The organism is Stenotrophomonas sp. TWI602, from assembly GCF_039674045.1.
Taxonomy (GTDB): Bacteria; Pseudomonadota; Gammaproteobacteria; order Xanthomonadales; family Xanthomonadaceae; genus Stenotrophomonas.
The window spans coordinates 382,323-404,675 of the sequence record NZ_JBDJMT010000002.1; the positions used below are offsets into that span (position 1 = coordinate 382,323).

General features: G+C 69.4%; 20 protein-coding genes. 8 read left to right on the forward strand and 12 right to left on the reverse strand.

The window, feature by feature from the left end; translation table 11 throughout:
* Window positions 1-127: 127 nt before the first annotated feature.
* On the reverse strand, window positions 128-538 hold the full coding sequence (locus ABE483_RS04280; RefSeq protein WP_313211281.1) for a hypothetical protein: 411 nt from the start codon (window positions 536-538) through the stop codon (window positions 128-130).
* Between the two features lie 101 nt (window positions 539-639).
* Window positions 640-1,635, reverse strand: coding sequence for an aldo/keto reductase (locus ABE483_RS04285; RefSeq protein ID WP_313211282.1), 996 nt, complete (start codon window positions 1,633-1,635; stop codon window positions 640-642).
* A 100-nt stretch (window positions 1,636-1,735) separates the two neighbouring features.
* On the opposite strand from ABE483_RS04285, the gene ABE483_RS04290 reads away from it, so the two are divergent.
* On the forward strand, window positions 1,736-2,635 hold the full coding sequence (locus ABE483_RS04290) for a LysR family transcriptional regulator (RefSeq protein ID WP_346462798.1): 900 nt from the start codon (window positions 1,736-1,738) through the stop codon (window positions 2,633-2,635).
* On the opposite strand, the gene ABE483_RS04295 is transcribed toward ABE483_RS04290, so the two are convergent.
* From ABE483_RS04295 to ABE483_RS04305, 3 genes are all read right to left on the reverse strand, one after another.
* Window positions 2,601-3,002, reverse strand: coding sequence for a hypothetical protein (locus ABE483_RS04295; RefSeq protein WP_070474169.1), 402 nt, complete (start codon window positions 3,000-3,002; stop codon window positions 2,601-2,603). The genes ABE483_RS04290 and ABE483_RS04295 overlap by 35 nt on opposite strands.
* Before the next feature lie 185 nt (window positions 3,003-3,187).
* The gene (leuE, locus tag ABE483_RS04300; protein ID WP_346462800.1) at window positions 3,188-3,814 is read right to left on the reverse strand and encodes a leucine efflux protein LeuE; all 627 of its coding nucleotides are present in this window, start codon (window positions 3,812-3,814) and stop codon (window positions 3,188-3,190) included.
* A 61-nt stretch (window positions 3,815-3,875) separates the two neighbouring features.
* Window positions 3,876-4,799, reverse strand: coding sequence for a LysR family transcriptional regulator (locus ABE483_RS04305; RefSeq protein ID WP_346471695.1), 924 nt, complete (start codon window positions 4,797-4,799; stop codon window positions 3,876-3,878).
* Window positions 4,800-4,889: 90 nt separating this feature from the next.
* Here ABE483_RS04305 and ABE483_RS04310 point away from each other — a divergent pair, with 90 nt between their 5' ends.
* From ABE483_RS04310 to ABE483_RS04325, 4 genes are all read left to right on the forward strand, one after another.
* Window positions 4,890-5,897, forward strand: a complete 1,008-nt coding sequence (locus tag ABE483_RS04310; RefSeq protein ID WP_102788759.1) for a zinc-binding alcohol dehydrogenase family protein — start codon at window positions 4,890-4,892, stop codon at window positions 5,895-5,897.
* A gap of 37 nt (window positions 5,898-5,934) precedes the next feature.
* Entirely contained in the window at window positions 5,935-7,518 is a 1,584-nt protein-coding gene (gene rmuC, locus ABE483_RS04315; RefSeq protein ID WP_313211286.1) for a DNA recombination protein RmuC, read from the forward strand.
* A gap of 85 nt (window positions 7,519-7,603) precedes the next feature.
* Window positions 7,604-7,960 carry a hypothetical protein gene (locus tag ABE483_RS04320; protein ID WP_346462802.1) on the forward strand — a complete coding sequence of 119 codons (357 nt, stop codon included), beginning with the start codon at window positions 7,604-7,606 and terminating at the stop codon, window positions 7,958-7,960.
* A gap of 56 nt (window positions 7,961-8,016) precedes the next feature.
* Window positions 8,017-8,577 carry a glutathione peroxidase gene (locus ABE483_RS04325; RefSeq protein ID WP_346481169.1) on the forward strand — a complete coding sequence of 187 codons (561 nt, stop codon included), beginning with the start codon at window positions 8,017-8,019 and terminating at the stop codon, window positions 8,575-8,577.
* A gap of 120 nt (window positions 8,578-8,697) precedes the next feature.
* Here the strand turns inward: ABE483_RS04325 and ABE483_RS04330 are convergent, their stop codons facing one another.
* From ABE483_RS04330 to ABE483_RS04355, 6 genes are all read right to left on the reverse strand, one after another.
* Window positions 8,698-9,696 carry a VacJ family lipoprotein gene (locus tag ABE483_RS04330; protein ID WP_313211288.1) on the reverse strand — a complete coding sequence of 333 codons (999 nt, stop codon included), beginning with the start codon at window positions 9,694-9,696 and terminating at the stop codon, window positions 8,698-8,700.
* Window position 9,697: 1 nt separating this feature from the next.
* On the reverse strand, window positions 9,698-10,009 hold the full coding sequence (locus ABE483_RS04335) for an STAS domain-containing protein (RefSeq protein ID WP_313211289.1): 312 nt from the start codon (window positions 10,007-10,009) through the stop codon (window positions 9,698-9,700).
* A complete protein-coding gene (locus ABE483_RS04340; RefSeq protein ID WP_019183995.1) occupies window positions 9,999-10,661 on the reverse strand; it encodes an ABC transporter substrate-binding protein in 663 nt (220 codons plus the stop codon). The genes ABE483_RS04335 and ABE483_RS04340 overlap by 11 nt, the downstream gene beginning before the upstream one ends.
* A complete protein-coding gene (gene mlaD, locus ABE483_RS04345; protein WP_019183994.1) occupies window positions 10,658-11,185 on the reverse strand; it encodes an outer membrane lipid asymmetry maintenance protein MlaD in 528 nt (175 codons plus the stop codon). Before mlaD ends, ABE483_RS04340 begins: the two co-directional genes overlap by 4 nt.
* Before the next feature lie 107 nt (window positions 11,186-11,292).
* Window positions 11,293-12,042, reverse strand: a complete 750-nt coding sequence (locus ABE483_RS04350) for an MlaE family lipid ABC transporter permease subunit (RefSeq protein WP_019183993.1) — start codon at window positions 12,040-12,042, stop codon at window positions 11,293-11,295.
* On the reverse strand, window positions 12,042-12,830 hold the full coding sequence (locus tag ABE483_RS04355; RefSeq protein ID WP_019183992.1) for an ATP-binding cassette domain-containing protein: 789 nt from the start codon (window positions 12,828-12,830) through the stop codon (window positions 12,042-12,044). Before ABE483_RS04355 ends, ABE483_RS04350 begins: the two co-directional genes overlap by 1 nt.
* 224 nt (window positions 12,831-13,054) lie before the next feature.
* On the opposite strand from ABE483_RS04355, the gene recC reads away from it, so the two are divergent.
* The 3 genes from recC to recD are packed head-to-tail and all read left to right on the forward strand — an operon-like array spanning window position 13,055 to window position 21,932.
* A complete protein-coding gene (gene recC / locus ABE483_RS04360) occupies window positions 13,055-16,402 on the forward strand; it encodes an exodeoxyribonuclease V subunit gamma (RefSeq protein ID WP_346481170.1) in 3,348 nt (1,115 codons plus the stop codon).
* On the forward strand, window positions 16,399-20,040 hold the full coding sequence (gene recB / locus ABE483_RS04365; RefSeq protein WP_346481171.1) for an exodeoxyribonuclease V subunit beta: 3,642 nt from the start codon (window positions 16,399-16,401) through the stop codon (window positions 20,038-20,040). Before recC ends, recB begins: the two co-directional genes overlap by 4 nt.
* Complete coding sequence (gene recD / locus ABE483_RS04370) at window positions 20,037-21,932, forward strand: exodeoxyribonuclease V subunit alpha (protein WP_346481172.1); 1,896 nt, start codon at window positions 20,037-20,039, stop codon at window positions 21,930-21,932. The genes recB and recD overlap by 4 nt, the downstream gene beginning before the upstream one ends.
* Before the next feature lie 14 nt (window positions 21,933-21,946).
* Here recD and ABE483_RS04375 read toward each other — a convergent pair whose 3' ends face one another.
* Window positions 21,947-22,342: a hypothetical protein gene (locus tag ABE483_RS04375; protein WP_088435243.1), complete on the reverse strand. Its 396-nt coding sequence runs from the start codon at window positions 22,340-22,342 to the stop codon at window positions 21,947-21,949.
* Window positions 22,343-22,353: the final 11 nt, after the last annotated feature.

The window sequence follows — 22,353 nt, forward strand, 5'->3', positions numbered from 1 at the left end:
CTGTGAACGACAAGTCTGCGAGTTTTACCGAACGCGGCGCAGCATTACTACTGCCAAGCGTCGTAAGCGGCTGCACGGCCCGCATGACTGAGGCGAAGGTGACGAAACCGGCACAAAGGCCGGACGCTCATTCCCAGTGGCAGCCCGTGTCGGTCATCGCACCGACGTCTTCACCGAACACGGTCTGCTGGCCCGTCCGCGCGTTGGTGTAGGAGAAGCCATAGATGCGCGCGCCCTGGGTGCTGATCGCATAGTGGCCGATGACCTTGCCGTCCAGGTGCTCGTCCCACACCGTATCGAACTGCCAAGGGCGATCCTCGGCCAGTACGGTGCTCTCCTGCGAGGCCAGGGTCAGCCGCAGCCACGCGGTCTTGCCGGCGTAACGCACATGGCTGACCCGCTCACCGTCGGCAGTGCCCTCGGGGAGTTTCCATTCAAGGTGGATCTGTTGGCGGCTGCCGCCGGTCAGGCAGCGGATTTCGTCGGCGTGTGCCGGCGCGATGGCCAGCAGCAGCAACAGCGGGGCGAGCCAGCGCATGGGGCAGGGTCCAACCAGGCAGAAAGAGGGCCATTGTCCTCCCCCGCGCACGCTGTCGGCAGCCTCGGCCGGATCGAGCATGCCGATCCGGCCGGTGGAGGTCAGCGGTTCAACGTTGCCATGGCCGCAGGGGCATAACGCGGGCCGGCGGCGGCATGGGCCGGGAAGATCGCATCGATCCGGGCCAGCGCGTCGGCGCTCAGCTGCACCTGCAGCGCGCCGAGGTTCTCTTCCAGATAGGCCAGCCGCTTGGTGCCCGGGATCGGCACCAGGTCTTCGCCCTGCGCCAGCACCCAGGCCAGGGCCAGCTGCCCGGGGCTCACGCCCTGGGTCTTGGCCATCGCGGTGACCGCGTCGACCAGCGCCAGGTTGCGGTCGAAGTTCTCGCCCTGGAAACGCGGCGATTGGCGGCGGTAGTCATCGGCGTCGAAATCGGCCGGGCTGCGGATCGCGCCGGTCAGGAAGCCACGGCCCAGCGGCGAGTAGGGCACGAAGCCGATGCCGAGCTCGCGCACCGTCGCCAGCACACCGTTGGCTTCCGGATCGCGCGACCACAGCGAGTACTCGGTCTGCACCGCGGTGATCGGATGCACCGCATGGGCGCGGCGGATCGTGCTTGCCGAGGCTTCGGAGAGGCCGAGGAAGCGCACCTTGCCCTGTTCGACCAGCCGCGCCATCGCCCCCACGGTGTCCTCGATCGGCACCGTGCCGTCCACGCGGTGCTGGTAGTACAGGTCGATGTGGTCCACGCCCAGCCGCTGCAGGCTGGCCTCGCAGGCGGCGATCACGTACTCGGGGCGGCCATCGACGCTGCGCGCGGCGGTGTCGCTCGGCTCCAGCCTGATCCCGAACTTGGTGGCGAGGAACACCTGGTCGCGGCGGCCGGCGATCGCCTTGCCGACCAGCACCTCGTTGGTGTGCGGGCCGTACATGTCGGCGGTGTCGAGCAGGGTGACGCCGCGTTCCAGCGCGCGGTGGATGACCGCGATCGCGTCGGCATCGCTGCCGCGGCCGCCATAGAAGGCGCTCATGCCCATGCAGCCCAGGCCGAGCGCGGAAACGGTGGGGCCATCACGGCCAAGGGTGCGGGTCTGCATGAAGTACTCCGGGGAAGGGAAGGAACAGGACCAGCATCCTCCTGCGGACTATGTGGATAAACTGGCCGCTCCTGCATCGTCTTTGAAGCAAGCCTTCACAATGAGCGCTCAGCATCCCCTGCCCGCCGTGGTTGCCTTCGCCCGCGTCGCGCACCATGCCAGCTTCACCCGGGCCGCCGACGAGCTGGGCGTATCGCCCTCGGCGCTCTCGCAGACGGTGCGTGCGCTGGAGGCCCACCTTGGCGTGCGGCTGCTGCACCGGACCACGCGCCGGGTCGGCCTGACCGAGCAGGGCGCACGCTTCCTGGCGCAGGTACGCGAGGGCCTGGCCCGGATCGACGCCGCGTTCGACGACCTGGACCAGGTGCGCGATGTCCCCGCCGGCAAGCTGCGCATCAACGTGCCGCGGATCGCTGCCGAACTGCTGGTGCTGCCGCACCTGCCCGGCTTCCTGGCGCGTTATCCACAGATCGAGGTGGAGCTGTTCGTGGAAACCGCGCTGACCGATCTGGTCGCCGGCGGCTTCGACGCGGGGATCCGCTTGGGCGAAAGCCTGGCCCGCGGCATGATCGCGGTGCCGATCGGGCCGCTGGAACGCCAGGTGGTGGTGGCCACGCCGGACTATCTGGCCATGCACGGCGTGCCCGCGACCCCGGCCGACCTGGTCGCGCACGAGTGCATCGTGCACCGGCTCAGCACCGGCCGGCGGATGGCGTGGGAGTTCACCGGCGAGGGTCGCGATTTCGAGGTCGAGGTGGCGGGCCGGCTGGTGTTCAACGACGCCGGGCTGATCCATGCCGCCGTCACCCGGGGCATTGGCCTGGCCCAGGGGTTCGAGGCGCTGTACGCCGGCGACGTGGCGGCCGGCCGGCTGCAGTGCGTGCTGCAGGACTGGCAGCAGCCGTTCGCCGGTTTCCACCTTTACTACCCGGCACGTGAGCAGATGGCGCCCAAGCTGCGGGTGTTCATCGACCACCTGCGTGAGGTGATGCGGCGCTGACGCGCGCGGCTGGGCCGGTGCCGGGCAGCAGGGCGCGTGCCCAGTCTGCCTGCGGTGGATGGCCCTGTGGATAGATCACCTGCGCATCCCCGGGGAAGCGCTTGCAGCACAACACGCCGTCGGCATCGAACAGACGCCAGCCCTGCGCCGCCGCTTCGGCCTCGGCGATGCGATGGCGCAGCCCAAGCACCAGGCTGGCGTGGCAGTCGAACAGGCACGTACGCAGATCGATCCGGTCCAGCGGCTGAAGCCCCGCGACGATGCGGGTCACGGCGGGATGGGCCAGATCGATGCGCCGGGTGTGCATGCCGAGCAGGCGCTCGTCATGACCGCTCAGGTGCTGCACGAAGTAGACAGGTGGCGGCATGGGTCCCCGCAGTGTTGCGCACGCGCCGGTGAGGCGACGTTGGACGATGGCGCCGATTGGACACCTCGCCGGTACGCAGGGGAATCTCAATGTTTGAATGAAAACCGAGCGTCGCGATGATGCTGCCTATCCGCAGCCGAACACGACGCGCGCTGTCATCGTGCACCCTGCCGGCCTGCAAGGGTTCAGCCGCTCGCGCCCAGCCGCACACCGAACCCGACCAGGAACACCCCTGCGACCCGCCTCAGCCAAAGCCCGACACGCGGGTGCTGCAGAATCCGACGGCGCAGCAGGTTGCCCACCCCGATCAGCACCGAGCAGTAGGCCAGCCCCATGACGAAGATGATCAGCGCCATGGTCGCAAACGTCACCACACCCTGGTGCCGTGCCGGATCGATGAACAACGGCAGGAAGGCCATGTAGAAGATGATCGCCTTCGGGTTGAGCAGGTTGATCAGCACCGCCTGGCGGAAGTAGTGGCCCGGCGTGAGGCGGATGCCACCTTCCTCGCCCTGGGCGCGCGGTGCGCGCAGCAGGCCGATGCCGATCCACACCAGGTACGCCGCGCCGAGGTACTGCACCGCGTGGAACACCAGCGGGTTGGCCTTGAGCAGCGCCGCCACACCGGCTACCGCCAGCCACATCAGGATCTGGTCGCCCAGCAGCAGGCCGAACAGCGCCGTGTAACCGCCGCGCACCCCGCCGCGCCCGGTGGCGGTGAGCAGGGTGAAGGTGCCTGGGCCCGGCAGTGCAAGGAACACCAGCACGGCAGCAACAAAGGTCCACAGATCCTGGATGCCCATCCACGGCATGGCGGCGACTCGACTACGGGGGGAGGGGCATTGTCCGGCAGCCGCGCGCCGGGCGATAGCGTCAGCGCGCGCCGGCCGGCAACCCGGCGAGCAGCGGCTGCAGCCGTTGCGCGAACATCGCATGCAGCTGCCGGATGGCGGGCGAGAACTGCTTGCGGTGCGGGCACACCAGGTTCAACGGAAGACTGTCGCCGGCCCCGTCCAGCAGCACCTGCAGGCGCCCGGCCTGCACATCGGCGCAGATATCCAGCCACGACTTGAACACGATGCCTTCCCCCGCCACTGCCCAGCGCCGGACCACGTCGGCATCGTCGCAGACCATGTTGCCGCGCACCGGGATCACCGTGCGCCGACCATCGGCCTCGAAGCTCCAGCGGTCATAGGCACGCCCAGCGAGTTGATAGAGCAGGCAGTGGTGCTCCTTCAGCGCTTCCAGGTTGTCCGGCGTACCGTGTAGGGCCAGGTAGTCCGGTGATGCGGCCAGCACCCGGCGATTGCCGGGCAGCAGGGGCAGGGCGACATAGCTGGCGTTGTCGAAGCGGCCCAGGCGGAAGGCGATGTCGACCGGATCGCGGAACACATCGGCCACCTGGTCGGACAACTGCAGGCGCAGCTGCAGCTTCGGGTGCGCGGCGCGGAACTCGGTCAGCCATGGCAGCAGCAGGTTGCGGCCCAGATCCGAGGGTGCGGCCACCTGCAGCGTGCCGCGCAGTTCGGCATCCTCGCCACGCACCCGGGCCTCGCCCTCGCGCAGCGCGGCCAGCACCTCCTGCGCATAGGGCAGGTACAGCGCGCCCTCGGCGGTCAGGCGCAGGCTGCGGGTGGAGCGCACGAACAGGCGCAGGTCCAGCTCGCGTTCCAGCCGCGCCACCGCCGCAGCAACCTGGCCGGGCAGCAGATCCGCCTCGCGTGCGGCGTTGGAAAAGCTGCCCAGCGCGGCGGTGCGGACGAACAGGGCGAGGTCGTCGAACCGGATCATTTTCATTCCTGCAGTGAAAGTGCTGCCCGATTTTGCGCCTTTCTCCACCCCGCCGTGAAGCGCACGCTGTCCGCCTTCCCCACTGGATCTCCCCCGATGAAAGCCGTCGCCTATACCCAGCATGGCCTGCCGATCAGCGACCCCGCCGCGCTGGTGGACATCACCCTGCCGATCCCCACCCCCGGCCCGCGCGATCTGCGGGTCGAGGTCCGCGCGATCTCGGTGAACCCGGTCGATACCAAGGTCCGCACCGGCGTGGCGGTCACCGAGCCGCGCGTACTGGGCTTCGACGCGGTCGGCATCGTGGATGCGGTGGGCGACGCGGTGACCCTGTTCCAGCCCGGCGACGCGGTCTTCTATGCGGGCGCGATCGGCCGCGCCGGCAGCAATGCCGAGTACCAGCTGGTGGACGAGCGCATCGTCGGCCACAAGCCGGCCAGCCTGGATGACGCCGCCGCCGCGGCGTTGCCGCTGACCGCGATCACGGCCTGGGAGCTGCTGTTCGATCGCCTGCGCATCGCGGAAAACGGCGGCGAAGGGCAGACCCTGCTGGTGATCGGTGCCGCCGGTGGCGTCGGCTCGATCCTGGTCCAGTTGGCTCGCCAGCTGACCCGCCTGACCGTGATCGGCACCGCCTCGCGCCCGGATACCCAGGACTGGGTCTACGCGCTGGGCGCGCACCACGTGATCGACCACACCCAGCCGCTGAGCGAAGGCCTGCAGCGCCTGGGCATCGCCGAGGTCAGCCACGTGGCCAGCCTGACCCATACCGACCAGCACTACGACCAGATCGTCGCGGTGCTCGCGCCGCAGGGCCAGCTGGCGCTGATCGACGATCCCGGCCAGCTCGATGTGATGGCGCTCAAGCGCAAGAGCCTGTCCCTGCACTGGGAATCGATGTTCACCCGCTCCAGCTTCAACACCCCCGATGTGCAGCGCCAGCACGAGCTGCTCGAGCGCGTCGCCGCGCTGATCGACGCGGGCGTGCTGCGCACCACGCTGGGCGAACACTACGGCCGCATCAACGCCGCCAACCTGCGTCAGGCGCACGCCCTGATCGAGAGCCACCGCGCGCGCGGCAAGCTCGTGCTCGAAGGGTTCTGACGCAGCCAATGAGACCGCCGCGGCCTACACTTGGCGCATGCAAACCGAATTCCTCATTCTCGGCGGCCTGGTGTGTGCCGTCCTCGTGCTGCAGCTGCTCGCGCTGCTGCGGCGTTCCGGCAACGGCGGCCTCGAACAGACCCTGCGCGAGGAAGCGCGGGTCGGCCGCAGCGAACTGCGTGAGCAGCTCGAAGGCCTGGGCCGCCAGCAGGATGCCCGGCTGGAGAGTTTCGCGCGCGCGCTGACCGATCTCTCCACCCGCACCGACCAGCGCCTGGACCTGCTGCGCGATGCGCTCGGTGAAGACGCGCGCAAGGCACGCGAGGAAAGCACGCTCAGCCAGCAGCGCACCGGCGACCTGCTGGCACTGCGCATGCAGGAAGTGCGTGCGCAGCTGGAAGCATTCGGGCAACAGCAGCAGGCGCGCATTGAAGCGTTCGGCCAGCAGCTGGTGGACCTGACCACGCGCACCGACAGCCACATGGCCGCGCTGCGCCAGGCCCTGGCCGAAGACGCGCGCCTGGGCCGCGAGGAAACCGGGCAGTCGCAGCAGCGCCTGGGTGAATCGCTGGGCCTGCGCCTGCAGGAAATGACCCAGCGCAACGAGCAGCGTATCGGCGAAATGCGCGCCACGCTCGAGCAGCAGCTCAAGAGCCTGCAGAGCGACAACGCCGAGAAGCTCGACCAGATGCGCGTGACCGTGGACGAGAAGCTGCAGACCACCCTGGAAACCCGCCTGGGTGCTTCGTTCCAGCTGGTCTCCGAGCGGCTGGAGCAGGTCCAGCGCGGGCTTGGCGAGATGCAGCAGCTGGCCACCGGCGTGGGCGACCTCAAGCGCGTGCTGACCAACGTCAAGAACCGCGGCAGTTGGGGCGAAGTGCAGCTGGACAACATCCTCGAGCAGACGCTCACCCAGGAGCAGTACGCGCGCGGCGTCAAAGTGCGCCCGGACAGCAACGAGATCGTCGATATCGCCGTGCGCCTGCCGGGCCGCGGCCATGAAGACACCCCGGTGTGGTTGCCGATCGATTCCAAGTTCCCGCGCGAGGATTACGAGCGCCTGCTCGATGCGCAGGAGCAGGGCGACGTCGAGGGCGTGCGCGTGCAGGGCGCGCAGCTCGAGCGCGCGATCCGCATCCAGGCCAAATCGATCTGCGACAAGTACATCGCCCCGCCACACACCACCGATTTCGCGGTGATGTTCCTGCCCACTGAAAGCCTGTACGCCGAAGTGATCCGCCGCCCCGGCCTGATCGACCTGCTGCAGCGCGACCACCGTGTGGTGGTGGCCGGCCCGACCACCGTGACCGCGCTGCTCAACAGCCTGCAGATGGGCTTCCGCACGCTGGCCATCGAACAGCGCTCCAGTGAAGTGTGGGGCCTGCTCGGTGCGGTCAAGAGCGAGTTCGGCAAGTTCGCCGGCATCCTGGAAAAGGCCGAGAAGCAGATCACCACCGTCGGCCGCAGCCTCGGCGAAGCCAGCCGCAAGACGCGCACCATCGAGCGCCGCCTGCGCAGCGTGGAAACGCTGGGCAGTGAACAGACCCAGGACCTGCTCGGCGACATGAGCGGCGAGGACGAGGACGTGGCCGGCGACGAAGCCAGCCCGCCGCAGGACTAAGCGCCGACGCCCTGCATGCACGCGATCGCGCATGCTGCGGGGCACGTCTTTTCCCTGCTTTCTCCCATCCTTCAAGGAACCGTCCATGCGCCTGCCCCTGATGCTGTCTCTCCTGTTCGCCCTGGCCGGGTGCAGCAGTGCCCCACCTGCAGACACCACCGCAGCGACACCGACAACGCCCAGCGCCGCCGAATGCACCGCCGCCGGTGGCAGCCTGCAGCCGCTGGGCCGCCTGCAGCGCGTGCAGTGCGTGGTGCCCTACGCCGATGCCGGCAAGGTCTGCAGCGCCAAGGCCGACTGCAGTGGCCAGTGCCTGGCCACCAGTGATGTCGCGCCGGGAACGGCCGCGCGCGGCGTCTGCCAGCGCGATGTCAGCCAGAACTTCGGCTGCCGCCAGCGCATCGATGGCGGTGTGGCGATGGGCACGATCTGCGTCGATTGACGCCCCCCGGGCACGGCTATGCTGTGCCTCCCCTGATCCAACGCAAGGAATCTGCAGTGAGCCAGACCGTCTACGACATCCCCGTGACCACCATCGAAGGTCAGCCGACCTCGCTGGCCGACTACCGCGGCAAGGTGCTGCTGGTCGTCAACGTCGCCTCCAAGTGTGGCCTGACCCCGCAGTACGAAGGCCTGCAGACGCTGTACGCCGACAAACAGGCCGCCGGCCTGGAAGTGCTGGGGTTCCCGGCCAACAACTTCCTGGCCCAGGAGCCGGGCAGCGAAGCGGACATCCAGCAGTTCTGCCAGCTGGAATACAACGTCAGCTTCCCGATGTTCGCCAAGATCAGCGTGGCCGGTGAGGACACCCATCCGCTGTATCAGCAGCTGACCGCCGCGCAGCCGGCCGCCACCGGCGAAGGCCCGATGCGCGAGAAGCTGCAGGGCGCCGTGGCCAAGTATCCGGAGCTGGTGGTCAACGCCGCCCCGGGCGTGCTGTGGAACTTCGAGAAGTTCCTGATCGGCCGCGACGGCCAGGTCATTGCCCGCTTCGCCCCGGACGTGCCGGCCGACGATGCCCGCCTGGTGGCCGCGATCGACGCCGCGCTGGCGGCCTGATCGGCGGACCCGGAAACAAAAAAAAGCCCCGCTTCGGCGGGGCTTTTTCTTTGCTCGCACCACGACCAACGGTCGTGGTCTACCAACTCGGTAGGTACCGACCGTTGGTCGGTACTCCGATCAGTTACCCCAGTTCGGCATCGGCATCGCATCGACCGGAATCGGTGCGTCCGGATCGTCCTTGCCGCGCGCATGCTTGCCACGCAGGTCATTCTCGATCTGGTAGTTGCGGCGCTGCAGCCACGCATCACGGACCAGCGAGTACTCGTCCACGGCGTTGTCGCGCATGTCGTCCACCGCCAGCAGCTGCGACCGCATGTCCACCAGCTGCAGGCCCTGCAGGCCGATGCGGATCTTGTCCTCTTCGATCGTACGGATCGGCGAGAGCGGCATGTCGCCGGCCAGGCCGAACACGTCACGCACGGTACGCGGGCCGAAGAACGGCAGTTCCACGTAGCGCGAACGGCGCCAGCCCCACGTGCCCAGGGTCTGGCCGAAGTCTTCCTTGCGACGCGGCACCATCGCCTTGCTGGCCGGATCGAACAGACCGCCGATACCCAGCGTGGAGTTCATCAGGAAACGGCCCAGGCTGTCCCAGGCGTCGTCCGGACGGCCCTGCAGCAGCTGGTTGGTGATCGTCACCGGCGCGCGCAGGTTGCTGAAGAAGTTGCTCACGCCGGTGCGTGCGAAGCGCGGCACCACGTTGGTGTAAGCCACCGCCAGCGGGCGTGCGACCGCACGGTCGACCACGTTGTTGAAGCTGTGCACCTTGCGGTTGAACGGTTCCCACGGATCGTACGGCGCGCCGGTGGGCTCGGTGCCGTCCGCGGTCGGGGCCGGGCCGCCGTACAGCGCGGCGAAGTCGTCCTCGGCGTTGGTCGGCGCGGTGCCGCCGGTGACCGGTGCGGCCGCCGGATCGGTGCTGGCCTGCGTTGCTTCGGTGGCCGTGTCGGCGCCGGCCTCGGCCGGTACCGCATCGGTGTTGGCCACATCGGCGGCCGGTGCCGCCGCCGGGGCGACCTCGACGCTGACCGGTGCGCTGTCGCGTGCCGGCTTGCCGGCACAGGCGCTCAGGGCCAGCGCCAGCACAAGGAGGGGGAGGGTGCGTATGACGTTCATGTCAGCTCGCCGCAGAAAGGGCATGGAAATCCAGGGTGGGTGCCAGCCGGTAGGCGGCACTGAGGTCGGTGAAACCGTCCGGGCTGCCGACGATCGTCGGCGTTGTCCCGTTTGCACGCAGGCGCGCGGCCAGCTCGGCCAGCAGCGCCAGACCGGCGCTGTCGAGCCGGCTCACTGCCGCCAGATCCACCTGCTGCACGCCGTCCAGCGCGGTCAGCGAGGGCCACAGGGCCGTCACCGCCGCGCGGTCGAGCGGCCCGCTGAACACCAGCGAGCTGCCGTTGCGCTGCACGCTGGCGTTGTTACTTGCCACGCGGGGCCTGCCCGGCCTGCATGCTGCCGTTGCGCAGTTCGGTGGCCACCTGCTGGATCGACTTCTGGCGCAGGGGGGCGTCGAACTGGGTCTTGAAGGTCTGCACGTAGGAGATGCCTTCGATCATCACATCGAAGATCTTCCACTGGCCGTTGACGTTGCGCATCAGGTAGTCGACCGGGGTCGGCTCGTTGCCGGCGCGGATCAGCTCGGTGGACACGCGCACGCCGCGGTTGCCCGGCAGCGGCGACTCGCTCTTCAGGCGGAAGGTCGGCTTGCCCTGGATCTCGAGCAGCGCCGAACCGTAGCGCTGCATCAGGTTGTCGGCCATCGCATCGGCGAACAGCTTGACGTCGGCATCGGACGCGCCGCGGCCGTGCACGCCCAGCACCAGGCGGGCGGCGTAGTCGCGGTCGAAGGTCTTGTTGAGCTCGCTGTTGATGAAGTCACGCAGCACGGCCGGGTTGGCCCGGAACTCGGTGCGGCGCTGCTGCAGCGAGGTCAGGATGCGGGTGCTGGCGTCCATCACGGCCTTGCTGGCCTGGCCCTGCTGGGCGGCAGCGGCCGCCGGGGCCGCCTGGGCGAAGGAGAGCGAGGGCGTGGCGGCGAGCAGGGCCGAGGCCAGCAGCGCCGGGATCAGGGTCTTTTTCATGGTTGCGGTTCCGTTGCAGGCGCGGGCGCGCCGTTGCCATCGTGGGAGTCAGCGCCACCGGTGTTGGCCGGACCGCTGAACATGTACTTGCCGACCAGCTGGAGCAGGTCCACCGCCGGCTGGGTGAAGACGATCTCGTCGCCGGACTTGAGCACGTCCGGATCTCCGCCCGGCTGCAGTCCGATATAGCTCTCGCCGAGCAAACCGCTGGTGAAGATGCCGGCCGAGGTGTCGGCGGGCAGATCCTTGAACTTGCCGTCGAGCTTGAGGGTCACGATCGAGTCGAACTTCTGGGGATCCAGTTCGATGCCCGAGACCTGGCCGATGGTGACGCCGCCGATCTTGACCGGGGCCTGCTTGCGCAGCTGGCCGATCTGGGTGAAGCGCGCCTTGAGTTCGTAGCCGCTGCCACCGGTGCCCCACCGTTGATTGGTGGAGGCCACGGCCAGCACCAGCAGCGAGGCCAGCGCCAGCAGCAGGAACGCGCCGACGGAAAATTCGAGTCTGGGACCGCGGATGGCCATGGGATATCTCACTGTTCTTTGTCAGGTGCCTGGACAGGTGTCCGGGCGGGAAGTCTTTGCGTACCGAAGAAGCGCACCGAAGAAGCGTACCGACCAACGGTCGGTACCTACTGGAACATCATGGCGGACAGCACGAAGTTGAAGACCAGCACCAGCAGCGAGGCGTTGACCACCGCACGCGTGGTGGCGACCGAGGTGCCTTCGATGGTGGGTTCGGCATGGAAACCGACATAGGAGGCCACCAGGGCCGCCGTGCCGCCGAAGATCGCCGACTTCAGCATCGCCACGCCGAAGTCGTCCCAGAAGTCCACGCTGTTGCTCAGCGCCGACCAGAACACGCCATTGTCCAGGCCGAGCACGTGCACGGCCTCGAAGTAGCTGGCACTGATCGCCAGTGAACAGAAGATGCCGGTCAGCAGCGGAACGGTCAGTACCGCCGCCCAGAAGCGCGGGGCAACGACCTTGGCGACCGGGTCGATCGCCATCAGCTCCAGGGCCTTGATCTGATCGGTGGCCCGCATCAGGCCCAGCTCGGCGGCGATCGAGCTGCCGGCGCGGCCGATGAACAGCAGCGCGGTCAGCACCGGGGCCAGTTCGCGGTACAGCGACAGGCCAAGCAGGGTGGACAAGGCGTCCGCAGCACCGAAGGTGGTCAGCGTGCGGTAACCCTGCAGGGTCAGCACCAGGCCCACGAAGGCACCGCCCACGGCGATGATCGGCAGGGAACGTGCGCCGATCTTGTAGATCTCGCGGGTCAGCTCGGCCAGGAAATCGGCGGTCGGCAGCGAGCCGCGCAGCACCGTCAGCGAGAACAGGCCGGCGCGACCGAGCGAGCGGGTGGCGTCAACGAACGGCATCAGGCAACCCTCGCACGCGGTGCGGCATCAAACGGGATCGGGCCGTCCGGCTCACCATGCAGGAACTGCCGCAGCAGCGGGTCCTGGCTGGATTCGAGCGCGGCCGGGCTGCCCTGGAACACGATGCCGCCGTTGGCGATCGCGATCACCTGGTCGCAGATCGGCAGGGTCTCGTGCACGTGGTGGCTGACGATGATGCTGGTCAGCCCCAGGCTGTGGTTGAGGCGCTGGATCAGGCTCATGATCACGCCCGAGGCGATCGGGTCCAGCCCGGTCAGCGGCTCGTCGTAGATCATCAGCGGCGGGTCCAGTGCCAGCGCGCGGGCCAGGGCCACACGGCGCGCCATGCCGCCGGACAGCTCGCGCGGCCAGGCATCGGCAGCGGCCAGCAGGCCGACCGCGTGCAGCTTCATCTGCACCAGGCGGCGCAACACGGGTTTGGGCAGGCGGGTATGGGTGCGCAGCGGCAGGGCCACGTTCTCGGCCACGGTCAGATCGGTCAGCAGGCCGTTGCCCTGCAGCAGCACGCCCACGCTCTTGCGCATCTCCAACAGCGCGCGTGCGCCGGTCGGGATGGGCTGGCCGAACAGGGTGACCTCGCCGGCAACCGGCCGCAGCTCACCGGTCAGCGCGGCCAGCAGGGTGGACTTGCCACTGCCCGACGGGCCGAGCACGGCGGTGATGCTGCCGCGCGGAACGGTCAGCGAAACGTCGCGCAGGATCGTACGTCCGCCGCGGTCGATGCGGACGTTGGACAACTGCACCAGACTCTCTTCGGAAACCGTCATGGGCGCCATTAACAAAATTCCAACGTTGTAAGATCGTGGTGAACGGCTGAACATAACCGAACTGCACCGTGCAGTATTGTCGCACGGGCAGGTGAGGGCAGCGCCCCGACGGCCACGCCGTGGGCTGCAACACAGCGTGTCGGGCCGGTATCGGCCATGGCCTCTTCCGTGTCCTGACACCCGTCAGCGCTGCGTTCGTGCGCGGGCTGCGGCACACTCCTGCGATGACCGACGCCGCTTCAGACTTCCGCCTGTACCACTCCAACTCGCTCGATGTGCTGGCCGCCCTGCTGGCCACGACGCTGCGCACGCCCGTGCCGGGCCAATCGATCCTGGTGCCGGAGGTGGTCCTGATCCCGCAGGTCGCGATGCGCCGCTGGCTGCAATCGACCCTGGCGGCCGAGTATGGCATTGCCGCCAATCTCGAGTTCCTCACCCCCGGCGAGCTGGTCGCCCGCGCCCTCAACGCCAACGTGCCCGGCGAACATGACGATCTCAATGCCGAGGGCCTGCGCTGGGGACTGTATGCCGCGCTGCGCGACCCGGTGCTGATGGCGCAGCCGCCGATGGCGGCCCTGCAGGCCTACCTGTCCGCGGCCGATCCGCTCAAGCCGTGGGCGCTGGCCGCCGAGCTGGCGGCGGTGTTCGAGAAGTACCAGGCCTGGCGTCGCGATTGGCTGCTGCGGTGGGAGGCCGGCGCGGCACCGAACGACCCGCAGGCGATCCTGTGGCGGCATATCGCCAGCGGCAAGCAGTACCGTGCGCGCCGCATCGATGCCTATCTCGCCCGTTTCGAGGGCGCCGGCCAGCCGCTTCCGCAGGGCCTGCCGGCGCGGGTGTTCGCCTTCGCCACGCTCAACATCTCCCCGGACGTGCTGCGGGTGATGGCCACCCAGGCGCGGGTCGGCACGATGCACTTCTATCTGCCCACGCCGACCCAGGCCTACTGGGGCGATCTGCAGACGCTGGGCGAGAAGCTGCGCAGTGGCGCGCCCGATCCGTTCGGCGAGGCGGCCGGCGAGAACCGCCTGCTGCAGGCCTGGGGCGCGGCGGGCCGCGACTTCATGGCGGTGCTGGGCAGCTACGAGGTCGTGCACCCCTCCGGTGAGATCGCCGCCTACGACGATCCCGAAGAGGACGCGCGCCCGGACATGGACGCCGGTGGCCTGTCCGACAGCCTGCTGCATCGCCTGCAGCGCGACCTGTTCCACCGCCGCGGGCAGCCCGCCGGCCCTCTGCGCGAGGCACTGCGCTACGACGACCCGAGCCTGCAGGTGCATGCCTGCCATACCCGCCTGCGCGAGCTGCAGGTGCTGCACGACCAGCTGCGCGGCCTGCTCCAGGACCCGCGCTTCGATCCGCCGCTGCAGGCGCGCGACATCGCGGTGCTGGCGCCGGACATCGATCCCTACGTGCCCTACCTGGAAGCGGTGTTCGGCGGGCGCGGCGGCGGCGATGACCACATTCCCTATGCGCTGGCCGACACCAGCCCGCTGGCGGGTGAACCCCTGGCCGATGTGTTCGTGCACCTGCTCGGGTTGCCGGTCTCGCGCTTCGGTTTGAACGAAGTGCTGGATCTGCTCGCCAGCGCGCCGCTGGCCGAAGCGGCCGGTCTGGATGCGGCGGCGTTCGACCGCCTGCACGATTGGCTGCAGGCCGCCGGCGCACGCTGGGGGCTGGATGCGACCCATCGCGGCCAGCACCAGGCCCCGGTCGATGATGCCTTCACCTGGCAGTTCGCACTCGATCGCCTGCTGCTCGGCCATGCCAGCGGCAGCGACGGCGACATCGCCGGGGTCGCGCCGTGGCCGGAGCTGGAAGGCAGCGCGCTGGATGCGCTGGACCGCCTGCTCGGCCTGCTGCGGGTGCTGGCGCGCTACCAGAAGGCGTTGGGAGAGGCGATGTCGCCTGGCCAGTGGCGGCAGCGTCTGCTGGGGCTGCTCGATGCGCTGCTGCCGGCACCGCCGCAGGCCGCCAACAGCCAGCGCGCGCTGGAGCGGCTGCGCAAACTGATCAACGAGTTCGCCCGTGACGCCGACATCGCCGGCTTCGAGGGCGACGTGCCGCCGGAGGTGCTGCGCGCGCATTTCGCCGGCGTGCTTGCCCAGGCCGATACACGTGCGCCGCTGCTGACCGGCGGCGTCAGCTTCGGGCGGATGGTGCCGATGCGCCTGCTGCCGTTCCGGGTGATCTGCGTGCTGGGCCTGAACGATGGCGATTTCCCGCGCCGCGACCCGGCTGCCGGGCTCAACCAGCTCACCGCCGAACTGGGCACCGACAAGCGCCGGCATGGCGACCGTTCGCTGCGCGAGGACGACCGCTTCCTGTTCCTGCAGCTGTTCGCCTCGGCGCAGGACGTGTTCTACCTGAGCTACCTGGGCGCCGATCCGCGCGATGGCAGCGTGCGCGAACCCTCGGTGCTGGTCAGCGAGCTGATCGATGCCGCTGCCGAGTACCACCTGGATCCGCCCGCGGCGGCCAAGCGGATGACGGTGCGGCACTCGCTGCAGCCGTTCGCCCCGGCGGCATTCGGTGGCGGTGAGGAACCGCGACGTTTCAGCTACCGCCAGCAATGGCACCCGGCTGCCGGCTCGCTTGGCGGCGCACGGCGCGCGCTGGCACCCTGGTTCGCACGGCCCCTGCCGCCGATGGACAGCGTTGCGGGCGAGGCCGAACTTAGCGTGGATGCGCTGCGTCGGTTCCTCACCGATCCGGCCAGCCAGTTCCTCTCGCAACGGCTCGGCCTGCGCCTGCCCGACGAGGTGGACAACGCCGAGGATGTGGAGCCGCTGGTGATGGCGGCGCGCGGTGGCGATACCGTACTGCTGCAGCAGGCGGTGATCGAGGCCACCCTCGACGAGGAGGCCGCGCCGCTCTACCCCCGGCTGCGCGCGCGTGCGCTGCTGCCCTCCGGTGCACTGGGCGAGCGTCAGTTCGCGCTGCTGCAGGCGCAGACCGAACCCTACGCACAGGCGCTGGCGCAGTGGCAGGCCGGTACCGCTGCCGGCAGCCGCCGCTACGACGTGGATATCGACGGGGTGCGCCTGCATGGCCGGGTCGAGGGCCTGCACCCGCATGGCCTGGTGCGCCTGCGCCCGGGCCCGCTCAATGGCCGCGCCGCGATCCGCCAGGGCCTGGACTGGCTGCTCGCCAACGCCGCCGGTGACCCACAGCCACTGGTCCAGTTCCACGACGCGGGCGATGACGGGCTCGGCCCGCACACGCTGCCGCCGCTGGAGGCCGAACGCGCGCACGAGGTGCTGCGACGCCTGCTGCAGCTGCGCAGCGAAGGGCTGCGCGCGCCGCTGTTGTACGGCCCGTCCACCGGCTGGGTGCTGTACACCGCCGCCGAGGCCAAGCGCGAAGCCGAGGGCCGCGCCAAGTGGCATGGCAGCGACCGCACCTGGGGCGAATCCACCGGCGCCGGCTACCCGCTCGCGCTGCGTGGCCATGATCCGTTCGCCAGCGCGGACAGCTACCGACAATTGCTGCACAACAGCTTCGTGGTGTTCACCGCGGTGCGCGAGGGCCGGGTGTTCCCGGGCTTTGACGAGAAAGGAGCCCTGCGATGATCGACCACGACCTGCTCACCGATCCCTACCTGGCGCTGCCGCTGGAGGGCGTGCGCCTGATCGAGGCCAGCGCCGGTACCGGCAAGACCTTCACCCTGGCCACGCTGTTCACCCGGCTGGTGGTGGAGAAGGGCTGGCGCATCGGCCAGATCCTGGCGGTCACCTTCACCGATGCCGCGACGCAGGAACTGCGCAAGCGCATCCGCGAGCGCCTTGCATTGGCCGCACAGCTGGTCGAGCGCGCGCCGAGCGAACAGGACAGCCCGGAGGTCGTCCTGACCCGGGTGATCCTGCACCGCCAGCTTGCCCTCGGCGAAGAAACACCGGCCGCGCTGGCGCGTCGGCTGCAGACCGCGGCTGACGAAATCGACCTCGCCTCGATCTTCACCATCCATGGCTTCTGCACCCGCGTGCTGCGTGAGCATGCCCTGGAGAGCGGACACACCTTCGATCCGCCGACCCTGCTGCCGAGCGAACGCGCGCTGCACGAGGAACTCGCCGCCGACCTGTGGCGCGTGCATGCCAACGACCCGGCCACGGTCGATGCGCTGACCTGGCTGTGGTCCGCGCCCGAGGCGCTGGCCGGTGATCTCTCCACGCTGATCAAGCCATTGCCGTTGCTGCCAGCGCGGCCAACCCACATCTTCGATGATCCCGCGCCGCAGCTGCGGCTCGCCGCGGCCGCGCTGGCCGAGGCGATCGAAACCCACGCCGAAGACGCGCAGGCACAGATCGCCGTCGCCTTCGATCGCAAGATCTTCGACGGTCGCCGTGCCAAACGGCCCAGCTTCGACAAGGCCTTCGGCGAGCTGTTTGCCGGCCGCAGCGCGCAGCACTGGCCGCGCGGCGACAAGAGTCACCTGGGCAAGCTGCTGCCGGTGCAGCTGCTGGCCTTCTGCAAGGACGGCATGGACGGCCAGTGCCCGGTCTCGCCGCTGTTCGATGCACTGCAACGCTGGTGGCACGCCGCCGACGCGCGCGAGCAGTGGCTGCGCCAGCAGGCCACCGCGTTCCTGCATGACCTGCGCGATGAAGCGCGTGCGCGCCTGGCCGAGCTCAAGCGGATCGGACGCGTGCAGACCTACGATGACCTGATCGACGGTGTCGCCGATGCACTCGACGGCCCGCACCGCGCCACCCTGGTGCAGCAGCTGCGCGCGCAATACGCGATCGCGCTGGTGGACGAGTTCCAGGATACCGACGACCGCCAATGGGGCATCTTCCAACGCGTGTTCGGCGATTCGCAGGAGACCCGCGAGGCCGGCCTGGCACCGGCGCTGTTCCTGATCGGCGATCCGAAGCAGGCGATCTACGGTTTCCGCGGCGGCGATATCCACACCTACCTCAAGGCCAAGCGCCAGGCCGATGCAGCGCCTGCGCTTGACCGCAACTTCCGCTCGCGTCCGGCGGTGCTGCACGCGATCGAAGCGCTGTACGCCAATGCCGGCGAACGTGCCTTCCTCGAAGCCGACATCGCCTTCGAGCCGGTGCACCCCGGCAGCACCCGCGTGGATGCGGATTTCCTGCGCGACGGGATTCCCGCACCCGGCCTGACCGTGCGCGTGCTGCACAACACCGAGGCGGGCGATCTCAAGGCCGATCCCTCGCGCCAGCAGGCCAGCGACGCCTGTGTCGCCGCGATCCACCAGATCCTCGGCGAGGCCCGGCAAGGGCGCGCGCTGCTGCGCGACGTGCCGGTGCAACCCGGCGACATCGCGGTCCTGGTGCGCTCGCACAAGGAGGCCACGCGCATCCAGCAGGCGCTCGGTGCGGTGGGCATTCCCGCCGTCGCCGCGGGCAAGCAGAGCCTGTACGCCACGCCCGAGGCACACGAGCTGCGCCTGCTGTTGCTGGCCCTGCTGCAGCCGGCCGATGAAGGACGCCTGCGCGCGGCGCTGTCGACCGTGCTGCTCGGCGAAGATGCCGAGGCGATCGACGCGCTGGAACGCGAAGGCGATGCGCAGCGCTCGTTCCAGGTGCGGTTGCTGGAATGGCGCGAGCGCTGGCAGCGCGGCGGTCCGTTCGCGGTGATCGCCGATCTCTGCGCCGAACATGCCGAGCGCCTGCTCGGCCTGCTGGATGGCGAGCGCCGCCTGACCAACTACCTGCAGCTGGGCGAACTGCTGCAGCAGGCGGCCGGGCAGACCCTGGGCATGCACGGCCTGCTCGACTGGCTGCAGGTGCAGATGGCGCATGCCGACCAGAACGACGAGCAGCAGCTGCTGCGCCTGGAATCGGATGCGCGCCGCGTGCAGATCATCACCCTGCACAAGAGCAAGGGCCTGGAGTATCCGCTGGTGTTCCTGCCGTTCGTGGGCATCGGTGGTGGCGCGCCGAACACCGAGGCCAACTGCACGGTGTACGCCAATGGTCGTCGCGAGCTTCACTGGAAGCTGGACAAGGACGACAGCTGGAGCGCGGCCAGCACGCGCAGCGCGCAGGAACAGGAGGCCGAAGACGCGCGCCTGCTCTACGTCGGGTTGACCCGCGCCGAGCACGCGCTGTGGATCGCCGCCGGCGATCTCGCCGGCCTGGCGAAGACCCGCCTGGCACCGATGCTGTCGAACATCGCCGCCCTGCGTGACCACCCGGACATCGCCGTGATCGAAGGCCCGGTGGAGACGCAGCCGGCACAGCTCGCCTTCGAACGCGAGGGCGAACTGCCGCCGGTGCGCGCGCTGACCCGCCGTGTGCCGCACGACTGGTGGGTGTACAGCTTCACCCAGCTGGCACATGCCGATGCGGGCCACGATACCGATGCCGCCGCGACCGAAGTGCCGGCCCCCGCGGCGGATGAACCGGCCGGCGTGGACCTCTCCCTGGACGCCGAGCAACCGGCCGTGGCCAGCGACGAGATCGACCCGCGTTTCATGGGCAGCCGCTTCGGCAACGTGCTGCACGATGCGCTGGAGAACACCGATTTCGCGCTGTGGGGCGGATGGCAGGCCGGGCAGCCGGCACCCGGCGAGGAGGCCGAGGTCCTGCGTGCTTCGCTGCGCGTGGAAGGCTATGCCGAGCAAGACCTGGACGAAGGCGTGGCCATGTTGACCGCGCTGGTCGGCCAGACCCTGACCGTGCCCTTGCCGGAAGGTGGCGCACTGCACGACCTGCCGGCCGATGCACGGCGCGCCGAGATCGAGTTCCACTTCGCGATGCAACCGACCGCCGTGCCCGCCCTGCTGGCCCTGCTGCACGCGCACGGACTGGTCCGTGACCGCCATGGCTTCGGCACCCGCCGGCGGCTGGAGGGCCTGATGACCGGCAAGATCGATCTCACCTACGTGCGTGCGGACCGCTGGTACGTGCTCGATTACAAATCCAACCGCCTGCCCGGCTACGACGCGGCCCGGCTGACGAGCGCCATGCAGCACAGCGAGTACGACCTGCAGGCACTGATCTACACCGTGGCGCTGCACCGCTGGCTGCGCTTCCGGCTGGGCGCGCAGTACGACTACACGCGCGACATGGGTGGCATCCGCTACCTGTTCTGCCGCGGCCTGGACGCCGGCCGCGAGGACAGCCCCGGCCTGTACGCGCATCGTTTCGATCCGGCCCTGGTGGATGCACTGGATGCGTTGTTCGCCGGTGGCGAACACGCCCAGGCCCGCATGGCCGCCCGCGCACGGGGGGACGCATGAGCCTGCTCACCACGCTGTACCGCGGCAACGCGCTGCGCACACTCGATCACGCGTTGGCACAGAGCCTGCGCCGGCTGCGCCCGGACACGCCCGAGGCGGTGCTGCTCGGTGCTGCACTGGCGTCGCTGGCGGTCTCTGAAGGCCATGCGGGTCTGGACCCGAGCCAGCCGCAGCGGCTGATCGACGCCGAGATCGAGTGGCCCGCGCCCGGGGGTTGGCTGGCGCAGCTGCGCGCCTCGCCGTGGGTGGAGGTGCCGGGCGCAGATGACGTGGTCGCCGGGGATGCACCGCTGGTGCTGGAGAACGGGTTGCTCTATCTGCGCCGCTACCGCGAATACGAGCGCCGCCTTGCGCAGGGCCTGCAACGCATCGCCATGCATCCGCTGGCGCAGGCCGATCCCGGTACCTTGGCCACCCTGTTTGGCCAGCTGTTCCCGCAGGCGCGCGAGGGCATCGATCACCAGGCGCGTGCCGCGGCGGTCGCGCTGCGCCATCCGCTGGTGCTGGTGACCGGTGGTCCCGGTACGGGCAAGACCACCACCATCGCACGCCTGTTGGTGCTGCTGGCGGCCCAGGCGGTCCAGGCGGACCAGGCATTGCCACGGGTCGCGCTGGCCGCGCCCACCGGCCGCGCCGCCGAACGCATGGCCGAGAGCCTGCGCCTGGCCGTGCAGCGGCTGCGGCTGGTCGGCATCGCGCCGGCCCTGTGCGATGCGATGCCGAGCACCGGCACCACCCTGCATCGCCTGCTCGGGGTGATCCCGGATTCGCCGCGTTTCCGCCATCACGCCGACAACCCGCTGCCGTATGACGTGGTGGTGGTGGACGAGGCCTCGATGATCGATCTGCCGTTGATGACCAAGCTGGTCGAGGCGGTCGCCGATGGCAGCCGGCTGGTGCTGCTCGGCGATCCGGACCAGCTGCCCTCGGTGGAAGCCGGTGATGTGCTCAGCGCGATCCTGCGCGCCAGTGGCGATGGCCTGGGCACCCAGGCCGATGATGCGCAGGCATTGCGCGCGCTGCTGGCGCCCGACGCGCTGCAACCGCTGGCACCGCCACGCCGGTTCGCGGGCCGGCGCGTGCAGCTGCAGCGCGGCTACCGGCAGACCGACGCGCTCGACCTGGCGCCGTTGGCGCATGCCGTGCGCGAGGGCAACAGTGGCACCGCACTGGCGCTGCTGCGCGTGGGCACGCTGGCCGGTGTGCACTTCCACGAGGACCAGAGCGACCCGCTGCAGCATCATCGCGAGCACCTGCTCGGGCATTGGCGTGGCCTCGGCGAAGCCGTCGATCCCGGCGTCGCGCTGGCCAATGCCGGACGCATCCGCCTGCTCACCGCCGTGCGCGAAGGTCCGCAGGGTGCGCGCGGGCTCAACGCGCGCATCGAAGCCCTGTTGGCCGGTGTGCCGCGGCCGGGCATGGCGCCGGGCTATTTCCACGGTCGGCTGCTGCTGATCACCGAGAACAGCTACCGGCACCGCCTGTTCAACGGCGACATCGGCATCTGCCTGATCGATCGCCACGGCAGCGTCACGGCGTGGTTCCCCGGTGAGACGCCGGACCAGCCGCGCGGCTTCCATCCGGGTGCGTTGCCCGCACATGAGAGTGCGTTCGCCATGACTGTGCACAAGGCACAGGGCTCGGAGTTCGATGAGGTCTGGCTGCAGTTGCCACGGCGCGACAACCGCGTGCTCTCGCGTGAGCTGATCTACACGGGTATGACCCGCGCGCGGCAGTCGCTGCACGTGCTCGGCAGTGCGGACGTGTTGGAGGCCGCGTTGGCGCGGCATGCCAGCCGTTTGTCGGGCCTGGCGGCGCGCCTGCAGGGCGGCCAGGGGGACGCAGTGGCCGACGCCGTGGTGACGGCGCCGGCCCAGGGGCAGTTGTTCTAGCCCCGTCGCCGGTCTTACTCCGGAATCACCACGGTGCCATCGGGGAACACGATGGCGCCGTCACCGCTGACATCGAAGAAGCCCAGCTGGTGGGTGTTGGCCAGCACCTGCACCAGGCCGTGCGCGTTCTCGGCCACCTCGTCATCGAACGAGGCGTAGACCACGTGCTGGCCGATGCTGTAGTCGGTCACTTCCGGGCGGTCGTCTTCCTCATCGGACAGCGGGCCGTCCATCGGCGGGTAATGCTCGGCCAATGCGGCGAAGAATGCCTGCAGCGCCGGCACCGACACCTTCGGGTCGTCGTAGTCGTGCGTCTCGTTCCATTCGGTCTGCGCGTCATACCACTGCAGGAAGGCCTCGGCCTCGCGCGGGGCGACGGCGGGGTCGAACACCATCAGGTCGTAACTCATCGGAAATCACC

Bases quoted from the DNA above. Each gene is read 5' to 3' on its own strand.
- ABE483_RS04280 (WP_313211281.1), bottom strand. From the start codon at position 538: ATGCGCTGGCTCGCCCCGCTGTTGCTGCTGCTGGCCATCGCGCCGGCA.
- ABE483_RS04285 (WP_313211282.1), bottom strand. From the start codon at position 1,635: ATGCAGACCCGCACCCTTGGCCGTGATGGCCCCACCGTTTCCGCGCTC.
- ABE483_RS04290 (WP_346462798.1), top strand. From the start codon at position 1,736: ATGAGCGCTCAGCATCCCCTGCCCGCCGTGGTTGCCTTCGCCCGCGTC.
- ABE483_RS04295 (WP_070474169.1), bottom strand. From the start codon at position 3,002: ATGCCGCCACCTGTCTACTTCGTGCAGCACCTGAGCGGTCATGACGAG.
- leuE (WP_346462800.1), bottom strand. From the start codon at position 3,814: ATGCCGTGGATGGGCATCCAGGATCTGTGGACCTTTGTTGCTGCCGTG.
- ABE483_RS04305 (WP_346471695.1), bottom strand. From the start codon at position 4,799: ATGAAAATGATCCGGTTCGACGACCTCGCCCTGTTCGTCCGCACCGCC.
- ABE483_RS04310 (WP_102788759.1), top strand. From the start codon at position 4,890: ATGAAAGCCGTCGCCTATACCCAGCATGGCCTGCCGATCAGCGACCCC.
- rmuC (WP_313211286.1), top strand. From the start codon at position 5,935: ATGCAAACCGAATTCCTCATTCTCGGCGGCCTGGTGTGTGCCGTCCTC.
- ABE483_RS04320 (WP_346462802.1), top strand. From the start codon at position 7,604: ATGCGCCTGCCCCTGATGCTGTCTCTCCTGTTCGCCCTGGCCGGGTGC.
- ABE483_RS04330 (WP_313211288.1), bottom strand. From the start codon at position 9,696: ATGAACGTCATACGCACCCTCCCCCTCCTTGTGCTGGCGCTGGCCCTG.
- ABE483_RS04340 (WP_019183995.1), bottom strand. From the start codon at position 10,661: ATGAAAAAGACCCTGATCCCGGCGCTGCTGGCCTCGGCCCTGCTCGCC.
- mlaD (WP_019183994.1), bottom strand. From the start codon at position 11,185: ATGGCCATCCGCGGTCCCAGACTCGAATTTTCCGTCGGCGCGTTCCTG.
- ABE483_RS04350 (WP_019183993.1), bottom strand. From the start codon at position 12,042: ATGCCGTTCGTTGACGCCACCCGCTCGCTCGGTCGCGCCGGCCTGTTC.
- ABE483_RS04355 (WP_019183992.1), bottom strand. From the start codon at position 12,830: ATGACGGTTTCCGAAGAGAGTCTGGTGCAGTTGTCCAACGTCCGCATC.
- recC (WP_346481170.1), top strand. From the start codon at position 13,055: ATGACCGACGCCGCTTCAGACTTCCGCCTGTACCACTCCAACTCGCTC.
- recB (WP_346481171.1), top strand. From the start codon at position 16,399: ATGATCGACCACGACCTGCTCACCGATCCCTACCTGGCGCTGCCGCTG.
- recD (WP_346481172.1), top strand. From the start codon at position 20,037: ATGAGCCTGCTCACCACGCTGTACCGCGGCAACGCGCTGCGCACACTC.
- ABE483_RS04375 (WP_088435243.1), bottom strand. From the start codon at position 22,342: ATGAGTTACGACCTGATGGTGTTCGACCCCGCCGTCGCCCCGCGCGAG.